Annotated in this window: 18 protein-coding genes; 8 read left to right on the forward strand and 10 right to left on the reverse strand. The window is 64.7% G+C overall.

Annotated features, from left to right (window positions below; all coding sequences use genetic code 11):
• Nucleotides 1–69 precede the first annotated feature (69 nt).
• From BLP95_RS00675 to BLP95_RS00690, 4 genes are all read right to left on the reverse strand, one after another.
• Nucleotides 70–801 carry an ABC transporter permease gene (locus BLP95_RS00675; RefSeq protein WP_089676275.1) on the reverse strand — a complete coding sequence of 244 codons (732 nt, stop codon included), beginning with the start codon at nucleotides 799–801 and terminating at the stop codon, nucleotides 70–72.
• Nucleotides 801–1,505 carry an ABC transporter permease gene (locus tag BLP95_RS00680; protein ID WP_089676276.1) on the reverse strand — a complete coding sequence of 235 codons (705 nt, stop codon included), beginning with the start codon at nucleotides 1,503–1,505 and terminating at the stop codon, nucleotides 801–803. Before BLP95_RS00680 ends, BLP95_RS00675 begins: the two co-directional genes overlap by 1 nt.
• A 22-nt stretch (nucleotides 1,506–1,527) precedes the next feature.
• A complete protein-coding gene (locus BLP95_RS00685) occupies nucleotides 1,528–2,298 on the reverse strand; it encodes an ABC transporter ATP-binding protein (RefSeq protein WP_023005062.1) in 771 nt (256 codons plus the stop codon).
• 168 nt (nucleotides 2,299–2,466) lie between these two features.
• Nucleotides 2,467–3,492, reverse strand: a complete 1,026-nt coding sequence (locus tag BLP95_RS00690; protein ID WP_089676277.1) for a succinylglutamate desuccinylase — start codon at nucleotides 3,490–3,492, stop codon at nucleotides 2,467–2,469.
• 190 nt (nucleotides 3,493–3,682) lie between these two features.
• On the opposite strand from BLP95_RS00690, the gene BLP95_RS00695 reads away from it, so the two are divergent.
• On the forward strand, nucleotides 3,683–4,558 hold the full coding sequence (locus BLP95_RS00695) for a class I SAM-dependent methyltransferase (protein WP_089676278.1): 876 nt from the start codon (nucleotides 3,683–3,685) through the stop codon (nucleotides 4,556–4,558).
• A gap of 126 nt (nucleotides 4,559–4,684) precedes the next feature.
• Nucleotides 4,685–5,281 (forward strand): NAD(P)H:quinone oxidoreductase, encoded by a 597-nt coding sequence (gene wrbA, locus BLP95_RS00700; protein ID WP_089676279.1) that lies wholly within the window; start codon nucleotides 4,685–4,687, stop codon nucleotides 5,279–5,281.
• A gap of 328 nt (nucleotides 5,282–5,609) precedes the next feature.
• Here the strand turns inward: wrbA and BLP95_RS16940 are convergent, their stop codons facing one another.
• Entirely contained in the window at nucleotides 5,610–5,771 is a 162-nt protein-coding gene (locus BLP95_RS16940) for a hypothetical protein (RefSeq protein ID WP_218118515.1), read from the reverse strand.
• Here BLP95_RS16940 and BLP95_RS00705 point away from each other — a divergent pair.
• Both BLP95_RS00705 and BLP95_RS00710 read left to right on the forward strand, forming a co-directional pair.
• Nucleotides 5,744–7,096, forward strand: coding sequence for a tetrathionate reductase family octaheme c-type cytochrome (locus BLP95_RS00705; RefSeq protein ID WP_245678642.1), 1,353 nt, complete (start codon nucleotides 5,744–5,746; stop codon nucleotides 7,094–7,096). The genes BLP95_RS16940 and BLP95_RS00705 overlap by 28 nt on opposite strands.
• A 1-nt stretch (nucleotide 7,097) precedes the next feature.
• Entirely contained in the window at nucleotides 7,098–7,730 is a 633-nt protein-coding gene (locus BLP95_RS00710) for a cytochrome b/b6 domain-containing protein (RefSeq protein ID WP_089676280.1), read from the forward strand.
• 75 nt (nucleotides 7,731–7,805) lie between these two features.
• On the opposite strand, the gene BLP95_RS00715 is transcribed toward BLP95_RS00710, so the two are convergent.
• The gene (locus BLP95_RS00715) at nucleotides 7,806–8,879 is read right to left on the reverse strand and encodes a tartrate dehydrogenase (protein WP_089676281.1); all 1,074 of its coding nucleotides are present in this window, start codon (nucleotides 8,877–8,879) and stop codon (nucleotides 7,806–7,808) included.
• 110 nt (nucleotides 8,880–8,989) lie between these two features.
• On the opposite strand from BLP95_RS00715, the gene BLP95_RS00720 reads away from it, so the two are divergent.
• The 4 genes from BLP95_RS00720 (at nucleotide 8,990) to BLP95_RS00735 (ending at nucleotide 13,182) form a co-directional block, all read left to right on the forward strand.
• Complete coding sequence (locus BLP95_RS00720; protein ID WP_089676282.1) at nucleotides 8,990–9,928, forward strand: LysR family transcriptional regulator; 939 nt, start codon at nucleotides 8,990–8,992, stop codon at nucleotides 9,926–9,928.
• 328 nt (nucleotides 9,929–10,256) lie between these two features.
• A complete protein-coding gene (locus BLP95_RS00725) occupies nucleotides 10,257–11,285 on the forward strand; it encodes a TRAP transporter substrate-binding protein (protein ID WP_089676283.1) in 1,029 nt (342 codons plus the stop codon).
• Between the two features lie 82 nt (nucleotides 11,286–11,367).
• The gene (locus BLP95_RS00730; RefSeq protein ID WP_176760196.1) at nucleotides 11,368–11,901 is read left to right on the forward strand and encodes a TRAP transporter small permease; all 534 of its coding nucleotides are present in this window, start codon (nucleotides 11,368–11,370) and stop codon (nucleotides 11,899–11,901) included.
• A gap of 3 nt (nucleotides 11,902–11,904) precedes the next feature.
• Nucleotides 11,905–13,182: a TRAP transporter large permease gene (locus BLP95_RS00735; protein ID WP_089676285.1), complete on the forward strand. Its 1,278-nt coding sequence runs from the start codon at nucleotides 11,905–11,907 to the stop codon at nucleotides 13,180–13,182.
• Between the two features lie 88 nt (nucleotides 13,183–13,270).
• On the opposite strand, the gene BLP95_RS00740 is transcribed toward BLP95_RS00735, so the two are convergent.
• From BLP95_RS00740 to BLP95_RS00755, 4 genes are all read right to left on the reverse strand, one after another.
• Nucleotides 13,271–14,467, reverse strand: a complete 1,197-nt coding sequence (locus BLP95_RS00740) for an FAD-dependent oxidoreductase (protein WP_089676286.1) — start codon at nucleotides 14,465–14,467, stop codon at nucleotides 13,271–13,273.
• Nucleotides 14,464–15,174 (reverse strand): GntR family transcriptional regulator, encoded by a 711-nt coding sequence (locus tag BLP95_RS00745; RefSeq protein ID WP_176760197.1) that lies wholly within the window; start codon nucleotides 15,172–15,174, stop codon nucleotides 14,464–14,466. The genes BLP95_RS00740 and BLP95_RS00745 overlap by 4 nt, the downstream gene beginning before the upstream one ends.
• A gap of 226 nt (nucleotides 15,175–15,400) precedes the next feature.
• Nucleotides 15,401–16,882 carry an NAD-dependent succinate-semialdehyde dehydrogenase gene (locus BLP95_RS00750; protein WP_089676288.1) on the reverse strand — a complete coding sequence of 494 codons (1,482 nt, stop codon included), beginning with the start codon at nucleotides 16,880–16,882 and terminating at the stop codon, nucleotides 15,401–15,403.
• Between the two features lie 24 nt (nucleotides 16,883–16,906).
• A complete protein-coding gene (locus tag BLP95_RS00755) occupies nucleotides 16,907–18,139 on the reverse strand; it encodes an aminotransferase family protein (RefSeq protein WP_218118502.1) in 1,233 nt (410 codons plus the stop codon).
• Nucleotides 18,140–18,222: the final 83 nt, after the last annotated feature.

Below are 18,222 nucleotides of genomic sequence, written 5' to 3' on the forward strand. Positions count from 1 at the left end.
GCCGGTGGGCCCGGAAGGGGTGGCGGGGCCGGCAAGCCCCGCGTTTTCCAACGCTCGTTTGACGCTCGCTCAGCCGCCGGCGGGCTTGAGGTGGGCCAGCAGTCGCCGCTCCAGCCAGCGGAAGAAGTAGAGGATCGCGAAGGTCAGGCAGAGGTAGATGGCCGCCACGAACAGGAAGGCGTCGAAGGGGGCGTAGTAGCGCGCATAGACGAAGCGTGCCGCCCCGGTGAGGTCCATGATGGTGACCACGCTGGCGATGGCGCTGGCGTGGAGCATGAAGATCACCTCGTTGCCGTAGGCGGGCAGGGCGCGGCGGAAGGCGCTGGGCAGCACGATACGGCGCAGCATCAGGCCCCGCGACATGCCGTAGGCGCGCGCTGCCTCGATCTCGCCCCGGGGGGTGGCCTTGATGGCGCCGCGGAAGATCTCGGTGGTGTAGGCCGCGGTGTTGAGGGTGAAGGCGATCAGCGCCGGCACGAAGGGCTTCTCCAGGATCAGCCACAGCCAGGTGTCCTGGATCCCCTCGACGAACACCACGCCGTAGTAGATCAGGTAGAGCTGCACCAGCAGCGGCGTGCCACGGAACACGTAGCAGTAAAGGAAGATCGGCAGGCTGATCCAGCGGTGGCGCGAGCCGCGGCCGATGGCCAGTGGCACCGCCATCACCAGGCCGATGACCAGCGACAGGAACACCAGCTGCACCGTGGTCACCAGCCCCTCGCCGTAGTAGGAGAGGGTCTGCAGGGTGAAGATGCTGTTGTCGGCGAGCAGGGCCTCGAGGCGTGCGAGCAGGGCCTCCATCACTTGGTCTCCCCGTAGCCGACGTCATAGCGCTTCTGCAGGCGGGCGAAGGCCCACTCCGAGACGCTGGCGATCAGCAGGTAGATCGCCGCCACGATGATCATGAAGGTGAAGGGCTCGCGGGTCGCCTTGGAGGCCTCGGCGGCCACCCGCACCATGTCGGAGAGGCCGATCACCGAGACCAGGGCGGTGGTCTTGAGCAGCACCATCCAGTTGTTGGAGAGCCCGGGGATGGCGTGGCGCATCATCTGCGGGAAGCGGATGCGCCGGAACACCAGCCAGGGACCCATGCCGTAGGCGCGACCGGCCTCGATCTGGCCGCTCTCCACCGCCAGGAAGGCGCCGCGGAAGGTCTCGCCCATGTAGGCGCCGAAGATCAGGCCGATGGTGAGCACCCCGGCCACGAACTCGTTGACGTTGATGAAGATGTCCCAGCCGAAGTGGGCGTAGAGCGCATCGGTGATGGTATTGATGCCGATCTGGCCGCCGAAGAACAGCAGCATCATCAGTACCAGGTCGGGCACGCCGCGGATAATGGTGGTGTAGAGGGTACCGACGGCATGGGCCAGACGGCTACGCGACATCTTGGCGCTGGCGGTGATCAGCCCCAGCACGATGGCCAGGGCCAGCGACAGCACTGCCAGCTCGGTGGTGATCAGGGCGCCCTCGAGCAGGCGCGGGCCGTAGCCGTGAAGATCGATCATGGGTCTCTCCGCGTGGGCCGGCTCAGTGCTTGGGCGCCAGGAACTGCTTCAGGCGTTCGGAGCGGGGGGTGCCGAACACCGCCTCGGGCGGGCCGGCCTCCTCGATCACCCCCTGGTGGAGGTAGATCACCTGGCTGGAGACATCCCGGGCGAAGGCCATCTCGTGGGTCACCAGGATCATGGTGCGCCCCTCGTCGGCGAGGTCGCGCATCACCTTGAGCACGTCGCCGACCAGCTCCGGGTCCAGCGCCGAGGTGGGCTCGTCGAACAGCATCACCTCCGGGTCCATGGCCAGGGCGCGGGCGATGGCGCCACGCTGCTGCTGGCCACCGGACATCTGGGCCGGGTAGGCGTCGGCGCGCTCGGTGAGGCCGACCCGCTCGAGCAGCTCGCGGGCGTGGGCGATGGCCTCCTGCCTGGGCTTGCCGAGCACGTGGACCGGCGCCTCGATGATGTTCTCCAGCAGGGTCATGTGCGCCCAGAGGTTGAAGTTCTGGAACACCATGGAGAGACGCGCGCGCATGCGCACCACCTGCTTCCAGTCGGCCGGCTCGCGGCCGTGCTTGGTCTCCTTGAAGCGGATCGCCTCGCCATGCACGATCAGCTCGCCCTCGTCGGGCTGCTCGAGCAGGTTCATGCAGCGCAGGAAGGTGCTCTTGCCGGAGCCGGAGGCCCCGATCAGGGTGATCACATCGCCCTGGTGCGCTTCCAGCGAGAGCCCCTTGAGGACTTCGGTGTCGCCGAAGCGCTTCTTGATGTTGCGCACTTGCAGCGGAATCGGGGTGTCAGCCATGGGGTCGGACTCCGGATGGGGCGTGTCGCCAGGCGCGGGCAGCGGCTGCCGGCCGGCCCTTGTGGGGCGGTGGGCGACACGGATCGGGTGCGGATCGGCAAAGGGGCAAGATTCTACCTCCACTTTATCGTTGTTATAAGCGTTTCCGTCGTCCCGGGGCCAGACGACCTACCCCGGTGCCGGCACCGGGCGGGCGAGCAGGGCCGCGCGCGCCCCCGGCTCCACCGCGGCGTTGGGGAAGACCACCGCGAGCGGTGCCTCGCCGACCCGGGTCTCGCCGTGCTCCCCGTCCTCGGCGAGCAGGGTGCCCGGCGCGAACTCGGTGAAGTTGGGCGTGTCGTCGGTGAAGGCCAGACGGAAGGCCTCGCCGTGGCGCATCAGCTCGTGCTCGACGCGGAAGAACACCAGGCCCGCCGGGTCGGCCGCGGCCGGGCGGGCGCCCGTCAGCAGCGCCTCCAGCAGCCGTGCCATGGGCGCCAGTGGCGCCAGGTCGTTGGCGCCGAAGGGGCGCACCCGGCCGAGCTCCAGGGTGAAGGCCATCGCCCCATGATAATGCTTGCTGTAGTGGGAGAAGGTCCAGCTGTGGCGATGCTGGTGGAGCACCGCCTGCAGGCCGGCGGCGGCCAGCCAGCGCCACTGCTCCGCGGCGGTGGGCACCGCGTCGTCGAAGGGCTCCACCGCGAAGCGCGGGTAGCGGCTGTCGCGGATGGCGGTGTGCAGGTCGTAGTGCAGGCGCTCCCGGCCGGGGTGGCGGGCGAAGAAGGCGTCCACAGCGGCCATCAGGGTGCGCGCCCGCTCGGGCTCGTCACCCGCCTCGGCGAGGTCGCGACGGAACAGCCGGTTGAGGTTGGTGGTGACGTAGCGCACCTGGCGGCGGACCGCCGCGGGGCTGCCCAGCACCAGCAGGACCGGCGCGCCAAGCCTGGCCTGACCCTCGGCGAGCCGCTCGAGGCAGCCCTGCAGCAGCTCGATGGGCGCCGTCTCGTCGCCGTGGATGCCGACCGAGACCACGCTGGCGCGGGCGTCGGCGGCGGGGTGCTCGGGCACCAGCTCGATCACCCCCTCGCCGCGTGGCACGGCGCTCCCCCCGAGCAGCGCGAAGGGGGCGATGGGCTCGCCGTCCAGGCAGCGCCACAGCCAGGTCGCCAGCGGCGCACGGGAGGCCGACGGGAAAGGGGGGCGCGATAGGCTCATGGGGCACAATCCTCGACGATACGGGTCCGGCTACCTTCCGCCAGCCGGCGCCGCCGGGCAAGGGGTGCGTCGACGCCGTGAAAGTGCCGGTGCCAGGGTGAAAGTCGCCCGGCGCGGGACCTTTGGCCTATGGGGCGGCCCGCGGCACGGCGCTAAGCTATGGGGCTGATCCCCCTGCCAGGAGCCCGCCATGTCCGCCGACCCCGCTTCGCCCACCCCTTCCCTGGCGGGCCACTACGACGCCCCGGGCCATGCCGGCGGCGAGCCGCTGGTCGCGCGCCTGGCGGCGGCCTTCCGTGCGGCGGGGTGCGATCCCGGGCACCTGAGCCTCGACGAGGTCGCCGGGATCGACCAGCTGCACCTGGGCGGGCGCCGGGCCAGCCGGCACCTGGCGGCGCTGGGACACCTCTCCTCCGGGATGCGGGTGCTGGACGTGGGCTGCGGCACCGGCGGGGCCAGCCGCCTGCTGGCCGCCGAACTGGGCTGCGAGACGCTGGGCGTGGACATCACCCCGGCCTTCGTGACGGCGGCCGAGTGGCTCAGCCGCGCCACCGGGCTGGCCGAGCGTACCCGCTTCCTGTGCGCGGACGCCGCCCGCACCCCGCTGCCGGATCGCCGCTTCGAGGCGGTGTGGTGCCAGCATGCGCTGATGAACATGCCGGACACGGCGGCGGTGCTCGCGGAGTGGCACCGGCTGCTGGTACCGGGCGGACGGCTGCTGCTCCACGAGGTGGTGGCCGGCGACAACCGCGAACCCCTGGCGCTGCCGGTACCCTGGGCCAGCACGCCGGCGGCGAGCCACCTGCAGACCCGGCAGGCGCTGGAGGCGCGCCTGGCCGAGGCGGGCTTCGTGCCCGAGACGCTGGAGGACGTGACCGAGTCGGCCCTGGCCTGGCGACAGAAGCACAGCCGGCGAGAGGGCGGCGGGGAGGTCCCTGCCGGCCCGACGCTGCCCGGCCCCGGGCTGATCTTCGGCGAGCGATTTGCCGAGATGGGGCGCAACCTGCGCGACAACCTGGCGGCCGGCAAGGTACGCATCCTGGCGGGCTGCTGGCGGCTGGCCTGAGGCCACCCGGCGGCTGGCGGCGTCCGTTCGACCGAATCGTCGCCGGCCCTCGAATTCCTTCGCTTTTCCTCTCCGGACATCCGACTAGACTCGGTGGTGTTGCATCCACTGACACAGGAGGTCTGCATGACCCGCGTTCTGGTGCTCTATCACTCCATGTACGGTCACATCGACACCCTGGCCCAGGCGGTGGCCGACGGAGCTCGCCGCGTCGAGGGCGTCGAGGTCACCGTCAAGCGCGCCCCCGAGACCATGGACGCCGAGGTGTTCGAGAAGGCCGGCGGGCAGCGCTTCGACACGCCGGAGGCGTCCCCGGCGGAGCTGGCCGACTACGACGCCATCCTCTTCGGCAGCCCCACGCGCTTCGGCAACATGACCGGCCAGATGCGCACCTTCCTGGACCAGACCGGCGGCCTGTGGGCCAAGGGGGAACTGCGCGGCAAGGTGGCCAGCGTCTTCACCTCCACCGGCACCGGCGGCGGCCAGGAGACCACCATCACCTCCTTCTGGCACACCCTGGCCCATCACGGCATGCTGATCGTGCCGCTGGGCTACGGCATCGAGGAGCAGTACGTCTTTGACCAGGCCGGTGGCGGCAATCCCTATGGTGCCTCCACCATCGCCGGCGGGGATGGCTCGCGACAGCCCGACGAACGGGAGCTCAAGATCGCGCGCTTCCAGGGCGAGCACGTGGCCCGCATCGCCGCCAGACTGGCCGGCTGACCCTCTACTTCTCTACATCCTGGCCGCTGACGAGGCCCGCCCCGCCGACACGGGGCGGGCCTCGTCGCGTTGTGCCCGCCGCCATCCGCCAGGCTCGAACGCGAGAGGGCGACAAGCTGACGCGGGTCGTGGCGGACGAAAATTGACCCCCGTCAAGGCGGGCGGGCGGAAGCTGGCCAATGCTGATGCCAGGCATGCCGTCTGGCTGGCCGCCGAAGGGGGGAGGCATGATGCGGGGGCAGGATCCACGACCGGGACGCTGGGCCCTGGTAGCGCTGCTGATGGTGTGGCTGTCGGTGCCGACGCTGGCCAGCACCGCGGACCATCGTCAGTTCGAGGCGCTCGAGGGACCCTTCGCCAGCGGCGAGGAGGTCACCGAGGCCTGCCTGGGCTGCCATACCGAGGCGGCCGAGGAGGTGATGGCGACCCGCCACTGGACCTGGGAGTACCACAACCCGGTGGATGGTGAGGTGCTGGGCAAGAAGAGCATGCTCAACGGCTTCTGTATCGCCGACCGCTCCAACGAGGCCTTCGTGCCATATCGGTTATGGCTGGGAGGACGAGACCTTCGACTTCTCCAACCCCTTCAAGGTGGACTGCCTCTCCTGCCACAACACCGGCGACTACAAGAAGGTGGCGGGGCTGGCCGGGCGGCCCGCCGTCGAGCGCACCGAGTATCCGCCGGGCTCCGGCAAGTTCCATGGCCCCACCGACCTGGCCGAGGTGGCCCGCCATGTGGGCAAGACCTCCCGGGAGACCTGCGGCAGCTGCCACTTCTATGGCGGTGGCGGCGACGGCGTGAAGCATGGCGACCTCGACTCCTCACTGGTGGAGGCGAGCCGTACGCTTGACGTGCACATGGGGCTGGATGGCGGCGACTTCCGCTGCAGCACCTGCCACCAGACCGAGAGTCATGCGGTACCGGGCAGCCGCATCCAGGTCTCGGCGGTGGACGACAACCGGGCGATCCGCCGCGGCGAGCAGACCGACCGCAACCCGGCCACCTGCCAGGCCTGTCACGGCAATGCGCCCCACGAGGAGGGCGCCATGGCCACCCGGCTCAACGAGCATACCCGGGCGCTGGCCTGCCAGACCTGCCATATCCCCGCCTTCGCCCGTGGCGGGGTGCCCACCAAGATGGCCTGGGACTGGTCCACCGGCGGCCAGCTGGACGAGGACGGCAAGCCGTTCCAGCGCAAGGATGACGATGGCCATGTGATCTACGACAGCCGCAAGGGCGACTTCACCCTGGGCGAGGACGTGGTGCCCGAGTATGTCTGGTTCAACGGCGACGTGACCTTCACCACCACCGAGACCGAGATCGATCCCGACAGCGCCCCGGTGCCCATCAATACGTACCACGGCACGCCGGGCGGCGAGGACTCGCGCATCTGGCCGGTGAAGCTGTTCCACGGCCAGCAGCCCTACGACACCGTGCACAACACCCTGCTGGTGCCCCATGTGGCGATCCCCGACGACACCGCCTTCTGGTTCAACTTCGACTGGGCGAAGGCGCTCGAGGCGGGCACCGAGGCCGCCGGCCAGCCCTTCAGCGGCGAGTTCGACTTCGTCGAGACCACCATGCTGTGGCCCATCACCCATATGGTGGCGCCGAGCGAGCAGGCCCTGAAGTGCGGCAGCTGCCACGCCGAGGAGGGCCGCCTGGCCGGGGTGGAGGGGGTGTGGCTGCCCGGGCGCGATCGCCACGAACTGCTCGACCGCTTCGGCTTCGGCCTGGCCGGGCTGATGCTGCTGGGCGTGCTTGGCCACGGGGCCCTGCGCGTCGCGACCCGCCACCGCCGCAAGGAGCACTGACATGAGCCAGCGCGTCTATCTCTTTACCCGCTTCGAGCGCTTCTGGCACTGGGCCCAGGCACTGCTGGTGCTGGTGTTGCTGTTCAGTGGCTTCGCCATCCGCGGCGTCCACGACCTGCTCCACTTCGGCCCGGCGGTGAGGCTTCACGAGACGGCGGCCTGGTTGCTGATCGGGCTCTGGGTGTTCGCCATCTTCTGGCACTTCACCACCGGCCAGTGGCGCCAGTACATTCCCACCCTGGAGCGCATCGGGGCGGTGGTGCGCTTCTATGCCTACGGCATCTTCGTCGGCGACCCCCACCCCTACCGGCAGACCCCGCAGCGCAAGCACAACCCGCTGCAGCGGCTGGCCTACCTGGGGGTGAAGCTGGTGATCAACCCGCTGGTGTGGGTCACGGGGCTCGCCTACCTGTTCTGGGAGCCGCTGCGCGAGCTGGCCCCGGCCTGGCTGGGCCTGGAGCAGGTGGCGGGGCTGCATGTGCTCGGCGCCTTCCTGATGCTGGCCTTCGTGATCGTCCACGTCTACCTGACCACCACCGGCCATACGCCGCTTTCGCATATCAAGGCGATGATCACCGGCTGGGAGACGCTGCACGACGACGAGGTGATAGCACCCCGGCCCCGCAAGGGCTGAGGCAACGGCAAGGCGAGATGGGATAAACGGCGATGGCCACCGCGGAAGCGATGGCCGTCTCACATCGAGGGGGCGTCAGCCGCTGATGCGCGCGGCGATGGCGCGGCCCAGGCCCTCGGTGGTGCCGGTGCCGCCCACATCCGGCGTCATTACCGCCTTGTCACCCTCGGCGAGCACCGCCTCGAAGGCGGCGACGATGGCATCGGCCGCCTCCTGGTGGCCCAGGTGCTCGAGCATCATCGCCGCCGACCAGATCTGGCCGATGGGGTTGGCGATGCCCTTGCCCGCGATGTCCGGGGCGCTGCCGTGGACCGGCTCGAACAGGCTTGGGAAGGTGCCCTCCGGGTTGATGTTGGCCGAGGGCGCCACGCCGATGGTGCCGGTGCAGGCGGGGCCCAGGTCGGAGAGGATGTCACCGAACAGGTTGCTGGCCACCACCACGTCGAACCAGTCGGGGTGCATCACGAAGTTGGCGGTGAGGATGTCGATATGGAACTGGTCCACCGACACCTCCGGGTAGTTCGCCCCCATCGCCTTCACGCGCTCGTCCCACCAGGGCATGGTGATGGCGATGCCGTTGGACTTGGTGGCCGAGGTGAGCTTCTTCCTCGGGCGCGACTGGGCCAGCTCATAGGCGAACCTCAGCACCCGGTCGGTGCCGTGGCGGGTCATCACCGTCTCCTGGATCACCACCTCGCGCTCGGTGCCCTCGAACATCTTGCCGCCGACGCTGGAATACTCGCCCTCGGTGTTCTCGCGCACCACGTAGAAGTCGATATCGCCGGGCCGGCGGTCCGCCAGCGGGCTCTTCACGCCTGGTAGCAGCTTGCAGGGGCGCAGGTTGACGTACTGGTCGAAGCGGCGGCGGAACTGCAGCAGCGAGCCCCACAGCGAGACGTGGTCGGGCACCGTCTCGGGCCAGCCAACGGCACCGTAGAAGAGGGCGTCGAAGTCCTTGAGCCGGTCGAACCAGTCGTCGGGCAGCATCTGGCCGTGCTCGGCGTAGTAGTCGCAGCTGGCGAAGTCGAAGTCGGTGAGCTCGATCTCGATGCCGAAGCGTTCGGCGGCGGCCGTGAGGGCGCGCACGCCCTCGGGCATCACCTCCTTGCCGATGCCGTCGCCGGGGATTACTGCGATGCGCTGTGCCATCTACCCTTCTCCTCTTCTCTGTGCGGGGAATGCTCCTACTCTAGTCCCTGACAGGAGAGAGATAATCAGGCTAGGATGCAAGGCATTGTTGACCCTGAGTGGAGAGTTCCATGGCGCCGCTTGATGACCTCGCCTTCTTCCAGCGCCTGGCGCGGGCCGGCAGCCTGACGGCGACCGCCCGCGACCTGGGGCTCTCCCTGTCGGCGGTCAGCAAGCGCCTGAAGCAGCTCGAGTCCCGCCTGGGGGTCAGCCTGGCCAGTCGCACCACGCGGCGCCTGACCCTGACGGCGGAAGGGGAGCGTTACCTGGCCGATGGCGGGTCGATCCTCGATGAGCTGGCCGAGCTGGAGGAGGGCCTCGGTGCCCAGCGTGCCGCGCTCTCGGGGCCGCTCAAGGTCAACGCCACCTTCGGCCTCGGGCGCCGCCATGTGGCCCCGCTGCTCTCCCGCTTCTGTGCCAGCCACCCGGGCGTGGAGGGCATCCTCGAACTCAGCAACTTCCCCATGACGCCGGGCGAGCAGGGCGTGGATATCGGCATCCGGGTGGGAGCCCTCCCCGATTCGCGGCTGGTCGCCCAGCGCATCCTCGACAACCGCCGGATCCTCTGCGCGGCGCCCGCCTATGCCGAGCGGATGCCCCGCCTGGCGGAGCCGGCGGACCTGGCGAGGCACTCCTGCCTGGTGCTGCGCGAGAACGACAGCGACTTTGCGCTCTGGCGCTTCGAGCACCGCGCTGGCGCGTGCCCGGACCAGGCGGTCAAGGTCGCCGGGCCCCTGGCCAGCAATGACGGCGAGGTCATCGTCAACCTGGCGCTGGATGGCCACGGGGTCATCCTGCGCTCGCGGTGGGATGTCCAGTCGCACCTGGCGGAAGGGCGCCTGGTGGCGCTGCTGCCCGAGTGGCAGGGCGTGCGCGCCGACTTCCATGCCGTCTATCGCCAGCGTCGCCATGTGCCCGCGCGGATACGCGCCTTCGTCGAGATGCTGCATGACGAGCTGCCCGGGCGGGTGGGGCTTTCCATGGAAAATCTGATGTGGGGGCAGAGCTAACACCGCGAAGCGGTGGAGATCTGCCCTGAAAACCTTCCTACACGGCGACACAACGGCTGATGACGTCAAGATTTCCGGTCCGTCGCTGGTCTCTTACTACCACCACCCACCACGAGCGTATACCCATCTCCTTCTCTGCGATTCGCTGTGCATGAAGCGCTTAGCTTAGACCTAGCCCTCGTAAGGTGTTCGTATGTCAGTTGCGCATGATGCATATTGTGTTACTGTAAGACAGTGTTGGGGGTGCATGATCGGTAAAATTGGCAACCGACCCACCAGCCCATCATTCTGTTGCTCCAACATGACTTTCCAATAACAGGAGTACTGTATGATCCGCACAACAAACCTTATTACTGCCGGAGCCGTCGCTGCATTTGGTCTCACTGCCTGGTCGGGCGTCGCTACTGCTGCTGACAGCCACACCATTAAATTTGGCAACGTTATCTCTGCAGGCGACACGCAAAACCAGGGTTATGAGCTTTTCGCTGAGCAGGTGGCAGAGGGTACCGACGGGCGAATTACGGTCGAGGTGTACCCCGATGGCCAGCTTGGTGGTGAGCGAGAAATGATCGAAGCGACCCAGTTCGGCGATATCGAGATGACAGCGCCTTCGGTTGGCGTGCTTGCCAACTTCGACAAGTCACTCGAGGTCTTTGACTTTCCCTTCATCTTCGAGGACGCGGATACGGCCCATGAAGTGCTCGACAGCGAACTCGGCGACGAGATGCTGGCGGGTTTGGCCGACAGCGGCTTGATCGCGCTCGGCTGGGGCGAGAATGGCTTCCGTAACCTAGCTATGACCGATGGCACGGTCCGCGTGCCGGAGGACATGGAAGGCATCAAGCTCCGTACCATGCAGGTGCCAATGCATATTGCGTATTGGGAGAGTATCGGTGCGGCGCCTACGCCTATTTCCTTTCCCGAGGTTTTCACATCCCTGCAACAGGGCGTCGTGGATGGTGTGGAGAACCCCTACGAACTTCTCTATTCGGCTCGCTTGACCGAGCCCGCGAACTACCTGACCGAAACCCGGCACATCTATGACCCTGAAGTCCTGCTCATCAACAAGGATTTCTATGAGAGCCTGTCCGAGGAGGATCAGGAGGTCATTCAGTCTGCCGCCGATGCGGCGATCGATAAGATTCGCTCTCTCAAGAAGACCGTGAGCGATGAGATCCGTGCCGAAATCGAGGCCGAGGGTGGCACCGTCACCGATCTGACAGAAGAAGAGCGGCAAGCATGGATTGACTCGGCCGTTCCGTTCTATGCGGATAACGCCTCCGAAGTGGATACAGAAAAGCTCAAGGCGATTCTGGAAGCGGCAGGCAACGCCACCTTCCTTGAAGCCATTCAGTAATTTAGGCCAAGAGTGCCCCTATCTGAGTCGACAGGCTTGGGTAGGGGCGCGTTGTCTTTGTCGCAGAATGGATGATAGCCCCATGCTGAAGTGGATATATTCACATTTCGACGATCACATCGAAACCTACCTGGCCACGGTAGCCCTCGTCGTGTTTGCGTCACTGGTGATTTTCCAGGTCGTGATGCGATATGTCTTCAATAGTCCACCCGCATGGTCTGAAGAGCTTGCACGGTATGCGCTTGTCTGGTTCGTCTATTTGAGTGGCAGTTATGCCATCAAGTATCAGCGACATGTAAGGTTTGGCGTAGTCGTTGACCTGATTGGCAAGAAAGTACCTCTCGCTCAACGGATTGTCCAACTTGTTATACTCATCATCTGGCTGGCCTTTCTCGTTTACATGTTTTTTCTGTCGATCGAGATGGTCAGAAGGCAAGTGATTACTGGACAGTTGTCTCCCGGTTCACAGATTCCCATGTATCTCGTCTATGTCGGGCTTCCCCTGGGCCTATCCTTGATGTCGTTTCGGGTGTTGCAGCATACGTTGCGTTCTCTCGTCGATATCATTCGAAACCCCTTCGCCCCTATTCCTCCATCACAGCCCGAAGGTGATTAAGTCATGGGCATCAGTGTTCTGGCAATTAGCTTTATTGTGCTTCTCATACTGGGCATGCCCGTTGCGTTTGCGCTTGGGGTCTCCTCTATGCTCTCGGTCATGATGACTGAGGTCGTGTCGGTCAACTATCTTACGCAAACGATGTTTGGGGCCATTGACTCATACTCATTGCTTGCGGTGCCTCTTTTCGTGCTGTCCGGCGTCATCATGGAGTATGGCGGGCTCTCCAAGAGGTTGATCGAGGCGGCCAAGGCATTCGTTGGCCATATCACCGGCGGGTTGCCGGCCGTTACACTGCTGGGAACCACTGTGTTTGCCATGTTGAGTGGCTCTGGCCCGGCAACGGTAGCCGCCATCGGTGGGATCATGATTCCCGCGATGATCCGGGAAGGGTACGGTCGAGGCTTCAGTGCCGGCACATTGGCGACCGCTGGAGGCGTGGGCATTGTGATACCCCCCAGCATTCCGCTCATCATCTATGGCATAACCACGAACACGTCCATTGGTGACCTGTTTCTTGCCGGCCTCATTCCCGGCCTTGTCATCGTGCTGACCCTTTATATTGTCAGCCGTTACATCTGCAAGAAGAATGGCTACGGTATCAAGTCTCCCAAAGCGAACTGGGGTGAGCGCCGTGAGGCCATATGGAGGGCAAAGTGGACGCTGCTCATGCCTGTGGTGGTGCTGGGTGGCATCTATGGCGGTGTGTTCACGCCGACCGAGGCTTCGGGTATCGCCGTGGCCTACAGTCTGGTGCTTGCATCCTTGTATCGCGAGGCCCAGCTGTCACAAATACCCTTGATGCTGAAAACCACCTTCCTCATTTCCGGGATGATCCTGGTGATTATCGCGACGGCATCCACTTATGCTAGAATCTTGACGCTCGAACGAATCCCCACCTTGATTGCCAACTTTCTCGGTGCGTTGCCTGTGCCGATCTGGATCATTCTCGCCGTGATCGTTCTGTTGTTGCTGTTCGTTGGCATGTTCATGGAGACGGTGGCGGGGATCATCCTCTTGGCGCCCATACTCGTTCCCGTGGTCATGCAGATGGGAATGGACCCGGTCCATTTCGGCATTGTGATGATCATGGCTTCCATGATTGGCTTTGCCACGCCGCCCGTGGGTGACAACCTCAATGTGGCCAGTGCCATCAGCGGCTTGTCGATAGAAAAGGTGAGCATCGCGGCGCTGCCGTTCGTGGCGGCACTTATCGCCATCCTGTTCCTGGTGGCGTACGTGCCGCAGATCTCTCTCTTCTTGCCCAATTTGCTGGGATGACACGTTCCTTGTGAACCTGGCGGGGCGCTGGCGGGGCATCCGTCCGGCGCCCCACTCGGCGCAAGGTAGGAGGAGGGGATTGGCGGGCTCAAGCCAGGGAAGGGTTGCTTGCCATCACAGAGTTGTGCGTCGTGGTGCCTTGCTTGGGGTCAAGAATGGAGAACACAGGGCTTGCCCTTTCCATGAAGCCGATATCCACGCTGGTTTTTCCATCGATCACCAATTGGCAACCGATCTCGCCGATGGCGGGAGAGACACGGAAGCCGTGCCCCGAGAATCCTGTCATGACAATGACATTCGGGTTATCGACATGCGGCCGAATATACTCGAGCATGGAACGCGTATAGCTTTCGACATACGTTTCGACACGGTAGGGGCGGCGACTGAGCCATGGCAGCATGCGCTCGCGAACCCATTCGAACTTGCCCAGTTCCGCTGCGAGATCAGCCCCTTCGAGTTGTCGCGGTAGCCTGTCGGCATCGCCGGTGACGTAATGGTCATTGAACCCAAGCCCGAGCTTGACCGAGCGCCGGTCATGGCTGGGAATGCCATAGCAGTATTGAGGCGCCGTTCTCAGGAATGGCGGCACGTCGATGAAATCGTCCTGGCGTGCATGGAACCACAATGAGGTCAGGCGCCTTGTCACCACGTCTTGCTGGATATGGGGTACCAGTTTCGGTGTCCAGCCGCCACAGCATATCACCACACGGTCGAAGGCCTGCCTGCCGGAAGGTGAGAGTAGGCTGACCTTGGAATCTGTGACATCGAGCGCTTTGACAGGGCTGAACTCATGAACGACAGCACCGTGCCGGCGGGCCAGTGCCACCGTGACTTCCACGGTACGCTCTGGCCGAATGACGGCCCCATTGATGTCCCAGAGGCCAAGGGAACGATCATCGAACGCCATGCGTGGAAAACGACGTCGCAGGGCGGGTGTCTCCAGGGGCTCTACGGGTACGTCTAGCGCCTTGGCGGAGTGAAGCGCGCACTGCATCTGGGCGTCCTGTTCTCCTCCGTAGATCAGCACGCCAGTGGGGTCGCGCAGCACCTGGCAGCTAAGGGCTTCGAGTTCACGCCATGCCACCGCGGCACGCTCGATCAGGGGAGTGTAGGCCGGCTCGGCCAGTTCCAGGTTCCAGAACAGCCGGCTTTCTCCGCCTACGCCAGCTGCCTGATGGCCGGGGTACTCCTTATCGAAGCCATGGACCTCGACGCCGCCGACGCGGCTCAACTGCCACAGAACCTGTGCGCCGATGGCCCCGAGTCCGACGACCGCGACTCTCACTTTTCGGCTTCCTCTTCAGGCGCCTTGGCATTTTGATGAACGGCTTGACGCTCGCGTTGCGCTTGTATCGCCCGATTGATGAACGCTTCTGACTCTTCTATGTGGATGCGGCTAGCGTTTGCGGCCGTGTCAGAGTCTCCACTGCGCAGTGCATCGAGCAGCTCACGATGTTCCTGAGCGATCACCTTGGGTGACGAGTTGGCCGAGCGGTAATAGGAGAGTGCCAGGCGCTTTTCAGCCGAAATGCTGCGATAGAACCGCTGCAGGCGTGGACTGCCAGTGGCTTCAATCAGTGCTTGATGGAACTGAAAGTCGAGCTTCAGGACTTCGTCCCAGTCGTTTTCATCACATAGCACTTCCATGAACCGTACAGCGCTTTCGGCACTTTTGGGGACCACCTTCCGCGATGCGAGGATGCGGGCCGTTTCGATCTCGAGCAGCCGGCGTACGGCAAAAAGATCGCGAAGATCATCTTCCGAGAACTGCGGTACGTATACGCTCTTGTTGGGCTCACGCCGGAGGATGCCATCATGTATCAGCACCACGACCGCGGAGCGGATCGTTTGCCGAGGTACCTGGTAGCGGTTTGCGAGTTGCGATTCCACCAATACGTCACCGGGACGAAAGGTACCATCGAAAATTGCCTCGCTGAGTTGCTCGGCAACCGCATCCACGACTGAGATAGTACGAAGCTTGGGTGTGCTCATGGTGGGTGGGAGATACCTTGAGCTGGGGAACCAGGCGGGGATACCCATCCCTGTTGACGGTAGTGGCGCCGTCTCCCTGCTCCTGTTTCCTGGGTGAATGAAACAAGATGATACCGGGCCTGGGTATCGCCTTGCATCTTTTAACCCCTAACGTAAAACCATAAGTAGGGGGCCCCTCGACGAACGGGGCCCCGGTGGCAGCCGTGGCCCTGTTCGTGGGAATCGCTCACACGGTGGGGCGACGCGCGATATTGTAGTAACGGATCTCCTGGTATTCTTCCAGCCCTTCGTGGCTGCCTTCGCGGCCAAGACCGGAGTGCTTCATGCCACCAAAAGGCGCTGCCGGGTTCGAGGGCACCCCATTGTTGATGCCGACCAGGCCGGTTTCCAGCTCGTCCGCGACATTGAGCGCGCGGTCGAGGTTTTCCGTAAAGACGTAGCCGGCCAGCCCGAACGGCGTATCGTTCGCGCGGGATACCACCTCTTCCTGGGTCGAGAAGCGCGAAATGGCTGCGATGGGGCCGAAGATCTCGGTGTTTGCGATTCTGGCCTCAGCCGGCACGTGATCGAGCACGGTCGGGGCGAAGAAGTAGCCGTTGCCATCCGGGGCTAGCCCGCCGGTGCGCAGCTCGGCACCGTGGGCAATGGCATCACTGACAAGGTGCTCAAAGTTGTTGACGGCACGACGGTTGATCACCGGACCCAGGCCAACTCCCTCGGCGATGGCATTGCCAACGACGACCTCGGACATCCGCTTGCTGAAGGCCTCGACGAACGCATCGGCAATGCTGTCCTGCACATAGAAGCGGTTTGCCGCCACGCAGGATTGCCCGCCATTGCGCAGCTTTGCCAGCATCGCTCCCTCAACGGCGCGCTCGAGGTCGGCGTCGTCGAAGACGATGAGCGGGGCGTTACCCCCCAGTTCCATCGAGCTCTTGACGATATTCTTGGCCGCAAGCCCCATGAGCGTACTGCCCACACTGGTGGAGCCGGTGAACGAAATCTTCCGCACTCGCGGGTCCGAGAGAACCGTTTCGCTGAACGCGGCGGGATCCGCCGTGGTGACCACGCGCATCAGCTCACGCGGCACACCGGCTTCCGCCATCAGCTCGACGGTCAGCAGCGTGGTCAATGGTGTCAGGGCTGCTGGCTTAATCACGGAGGCGCAACCGGTGGCAATCGCTGGCGCGATCTTGCGCGTGATCATCGCCATGGGGAAATTCCATGGCGCGATGAGCAGGGCCAGGCCCACGGGAGCACGGCGTGTCAGAATCGTCGAGCCTCCCGCCGGATTCTCGCGGTACTCCCCAGCCGGGCGCAGTAACTCTTCGGCATACCACCGGACGTAATCGGCGGCATACTGCACCTCGCCCTGGGCCTCTGCCAGCGGCTTGCCCATCTCGCGACTGATCACATAGGCCAGGCGTTCCTGATTGGTGATCAGTACCGAATAGACATTGTGCAGGGTGTCGGAACGCAACCGCGGCGTCGTCTTCGCCCAGGAGCGGCCGGCCTTGTCGGCTATCGCCACCTCGGCCAGGGCTTCCTGTGGCGTCATGCTGGGCAGGGTGGCGATACGCTCCTCCGTGGAGGGGTCGAGGACGGCAAATTCCTTGTCGCCGGGCGCATGGTTGCGATGGCCGGGCAAGCTCTTCAGGGCCTCATCGGAAGCGGCGAGGCGCTCAGGTGAAGGGGTAGGTTGTTGCATGGTAGGTACTTCTCCGTTCTTCACTTATGCCGAGGCCCGAACTACGCCTGACCGAATGTCGTCGAGTACGTGTCGAACACCGTTGACGAGGTCGCGCACTTCCTGGTCCGTCGTGATGAAGGGCGGGCTGATCTGCACGGTGTTGCCCCGCAAGGGGCGAGTGATGAAGCCGAGGTCGAGAATCTGGTCGGTGACCCATTCCGCCTGAACCTCGTCATTCAGCTCGATGGCCCCCAAAAAGCCACCGACACGCGTGGCTGTCACGAGTTCATGCGATGCGATCGCCGCCAGCTCACCGGCCAGCACGCGCTCGAGCGCCGCCGCGCGCTCCACCAAGCCCTCGCGTTCGATGATGTCGAGGTTCTTAATGGCGAGGGCGGCGGTAACGGGATGGCCGGAATACGTCGTGCCGTGGCGGTATACCGGAGAGGCGGCTCCCCGTTCGAAGAAAGGCCGCCACACGCGGGGGGCAACGAATATCCCACCTAGGGCGGCATAGCCGGAGGTCACGCCCTTGGCGAAGGTGACAATATCCGGCTGCAGCGCATAGCGGGTCGAGGCAAACATGGCGCCGGTTCGCCCGAAGCCGGTGATCACCTCATCGGCGATGAACAGGATGTCGTTCTCATGGCATAGCCGCTGAATTTCCGCGAAGTAGCCCTCTTGCGGAGGATGCACCCCACCGGTTCCCATCACGGGTTCGGCGATATAGGCGGCGATGTTGTCCGCGCCGATCCGCTGGATAGCCTCGGCGAAGGCCGTTGTCGAGTGCTTGTCGACGCGTTCGGTGCCATCGACCAGGGAATCCGTTCCGTAGCCTTCACGGTTGAAGTCGAGCCCGGCGACGCTGGTGCCATACGCGTGGAGCCCGTGGTAGGAGTGCTCGCGGCTGATCACTACCCGCTTCGATGTGCGGCCCATCTGGTTCCAGTAGCGGCGCGCCAGCTTCAGCGCCACATCGATGGAGTCGGAGCCGCCGCTATTCAGGATGACCTTGGCATCGTCGATCGGGGCCATACTGACGAGCGTTTCCGCAAGCGCAACGGCCCGGTCATTCGTGTAGCGGCCGAACACATGGTAGGAGTCGAGCGTCTTCATCTGCTCGTAGGCGACCTTCGCCATCTCCTCGCGCCCGTGGCCGATGTTGGCGTACCACAGGGATGCGGTGCCATCGAAGAGCCTGGCGCCGGTATCTGTGGTGAGATAGGCGCCTTTCGCGGAGACCACCTGAATCTGTCGGCCGGTCACCGAAGGCATGTGCGCTTGGGCACTCCACAAAGCTGGAGTCGTCATTTTGTTACCTATAAGGGGTTGAGCTGAATTTTTTAGAGGAAATTGTA

Origin of the sequence: Halomonas shengliensis, from assembly GCF_900104135.1 — a bacterium.
Lineage (GTDB): Bacteria > Pseudomonadota > Gammaproteobacteria > Pseudomonadales > Halomonadaceae > Halomonas > Halomonas shengliensis.

Coding starts and splice junctions, on each gene's coding strand:
- BLP95_RS00675 (WP_089676275.1), bottom strand. CDS start 801: ATGGAGGCCCTGCTCGCACGCCTCGAGGCCCTGCTCGCCGACAACAGC.
- BLP95_RS00735 (WP_089676285.1), top strand. CDS start 11,905: ATGGGCATCAGTGTTCTGGCAATTAGCTTTATTGTGCTTCTCATACTG.
- BLP95_RS00685 (WP_023005062.1), bottom strand. CDS start 2,298: ATGGCTGACACCCCGATTCCGCTGCAAGTGCGCAACATCAAGAAGCGC.
- BLP95_RS00755 (WP_218118502.1), bottom strand. CDS start 18,139: ATGCCTTCGGTGACCGGCCGACAGATTCAGGTGGTCTCCGCGAAAGGC.
- BLP95_RS00710 (WP_089676280.1), top strand. CDS start 7,098: ATGAGCCAGCGCGTCTATCTCTTTACCCGCTTCGAGCGCTTCTGGCAC.
- BLP95_RS00715 (WP_089676281.1), bottom strand. CDS start 8,879: ATGGCACAGCGCATCGCAGTAATCCCCGGCGACGGCATCGGCAAGGAG.
- BLP95_RS00750 (WP_089676288.1), bottom strand. CDS start 16,882: ATGCAACAACCTACCCCTTCACCTGAGCGCCTCGCCGCTTCCGATGAG.
- BLP95_RS00690 (WP_089676277.1), bottom strand. CDS start 3,492: ATGAGCCTATCGCGCCCCCCTTTCCCGTCGGCCTCCCGTGCGCCGCTG.
- BLP95_RS00720 (WP_089676282.1), top strand. CDS start 8,990: ATGGCGCCGCTTGATGACCTCGCCTTCTTCCAGCGCCTGGCGCGGGCC.
- BLP95_RS00730 (WP_176760196.1), top strand. CDS start 11,368: ATGCTGAAGTGGATATATTCACATTTCGACGATCACATCGAAACCTAC.
- BLP95_RS00695 (WP_089676278.1), top strand. CDS start 3,683: ATGTCCGCCGACCCCGCTTCGCCCACCCCTTCCCTGGCGGGCCACTAC.
- BLP95_RS00680 (WP_089676276.1), bottom strand. CDS start 1,505: ATGATCGATCTTCACGGCTACGGCCCGCGCCTGCTCGAGGGCGCCCTG.
- BLP95_RS00725 (WP_089676283.1), top strand. CDS start 10,257: ATGATCCGCACAACAAACCTTATTACTGCCGGAGCCGTCGCTGCATTT.
- BLP95_RS16940 (WP_218118515.1), bottom strand. CDS start 5,771: ATGCTCTTCTTGCCCAGCACCTCACCATCCACCGGGTTGTGGTACTCC.
- wrbA (WP_089676279.1), top strand. CDS start 4,685: ATGACCCGCGTTCTGGTGCTCTATCACTCCATGTACGGTCACATCGAC.
- BLP95_RS00705 (WP_245678642.1), top strand. CDS start 5,744: ATGGTGAGGTGCTGGGCAAGAAGAGCATGCTCAACGGCTTCTGTATCG.
- BLP95_RS00745 (WP_176760197.1), bottom strand. CDS start 15,174: ATGAGCACACCCAAGCTTCGTACTATCTCAGTCGTGGATGCGGTTGCC.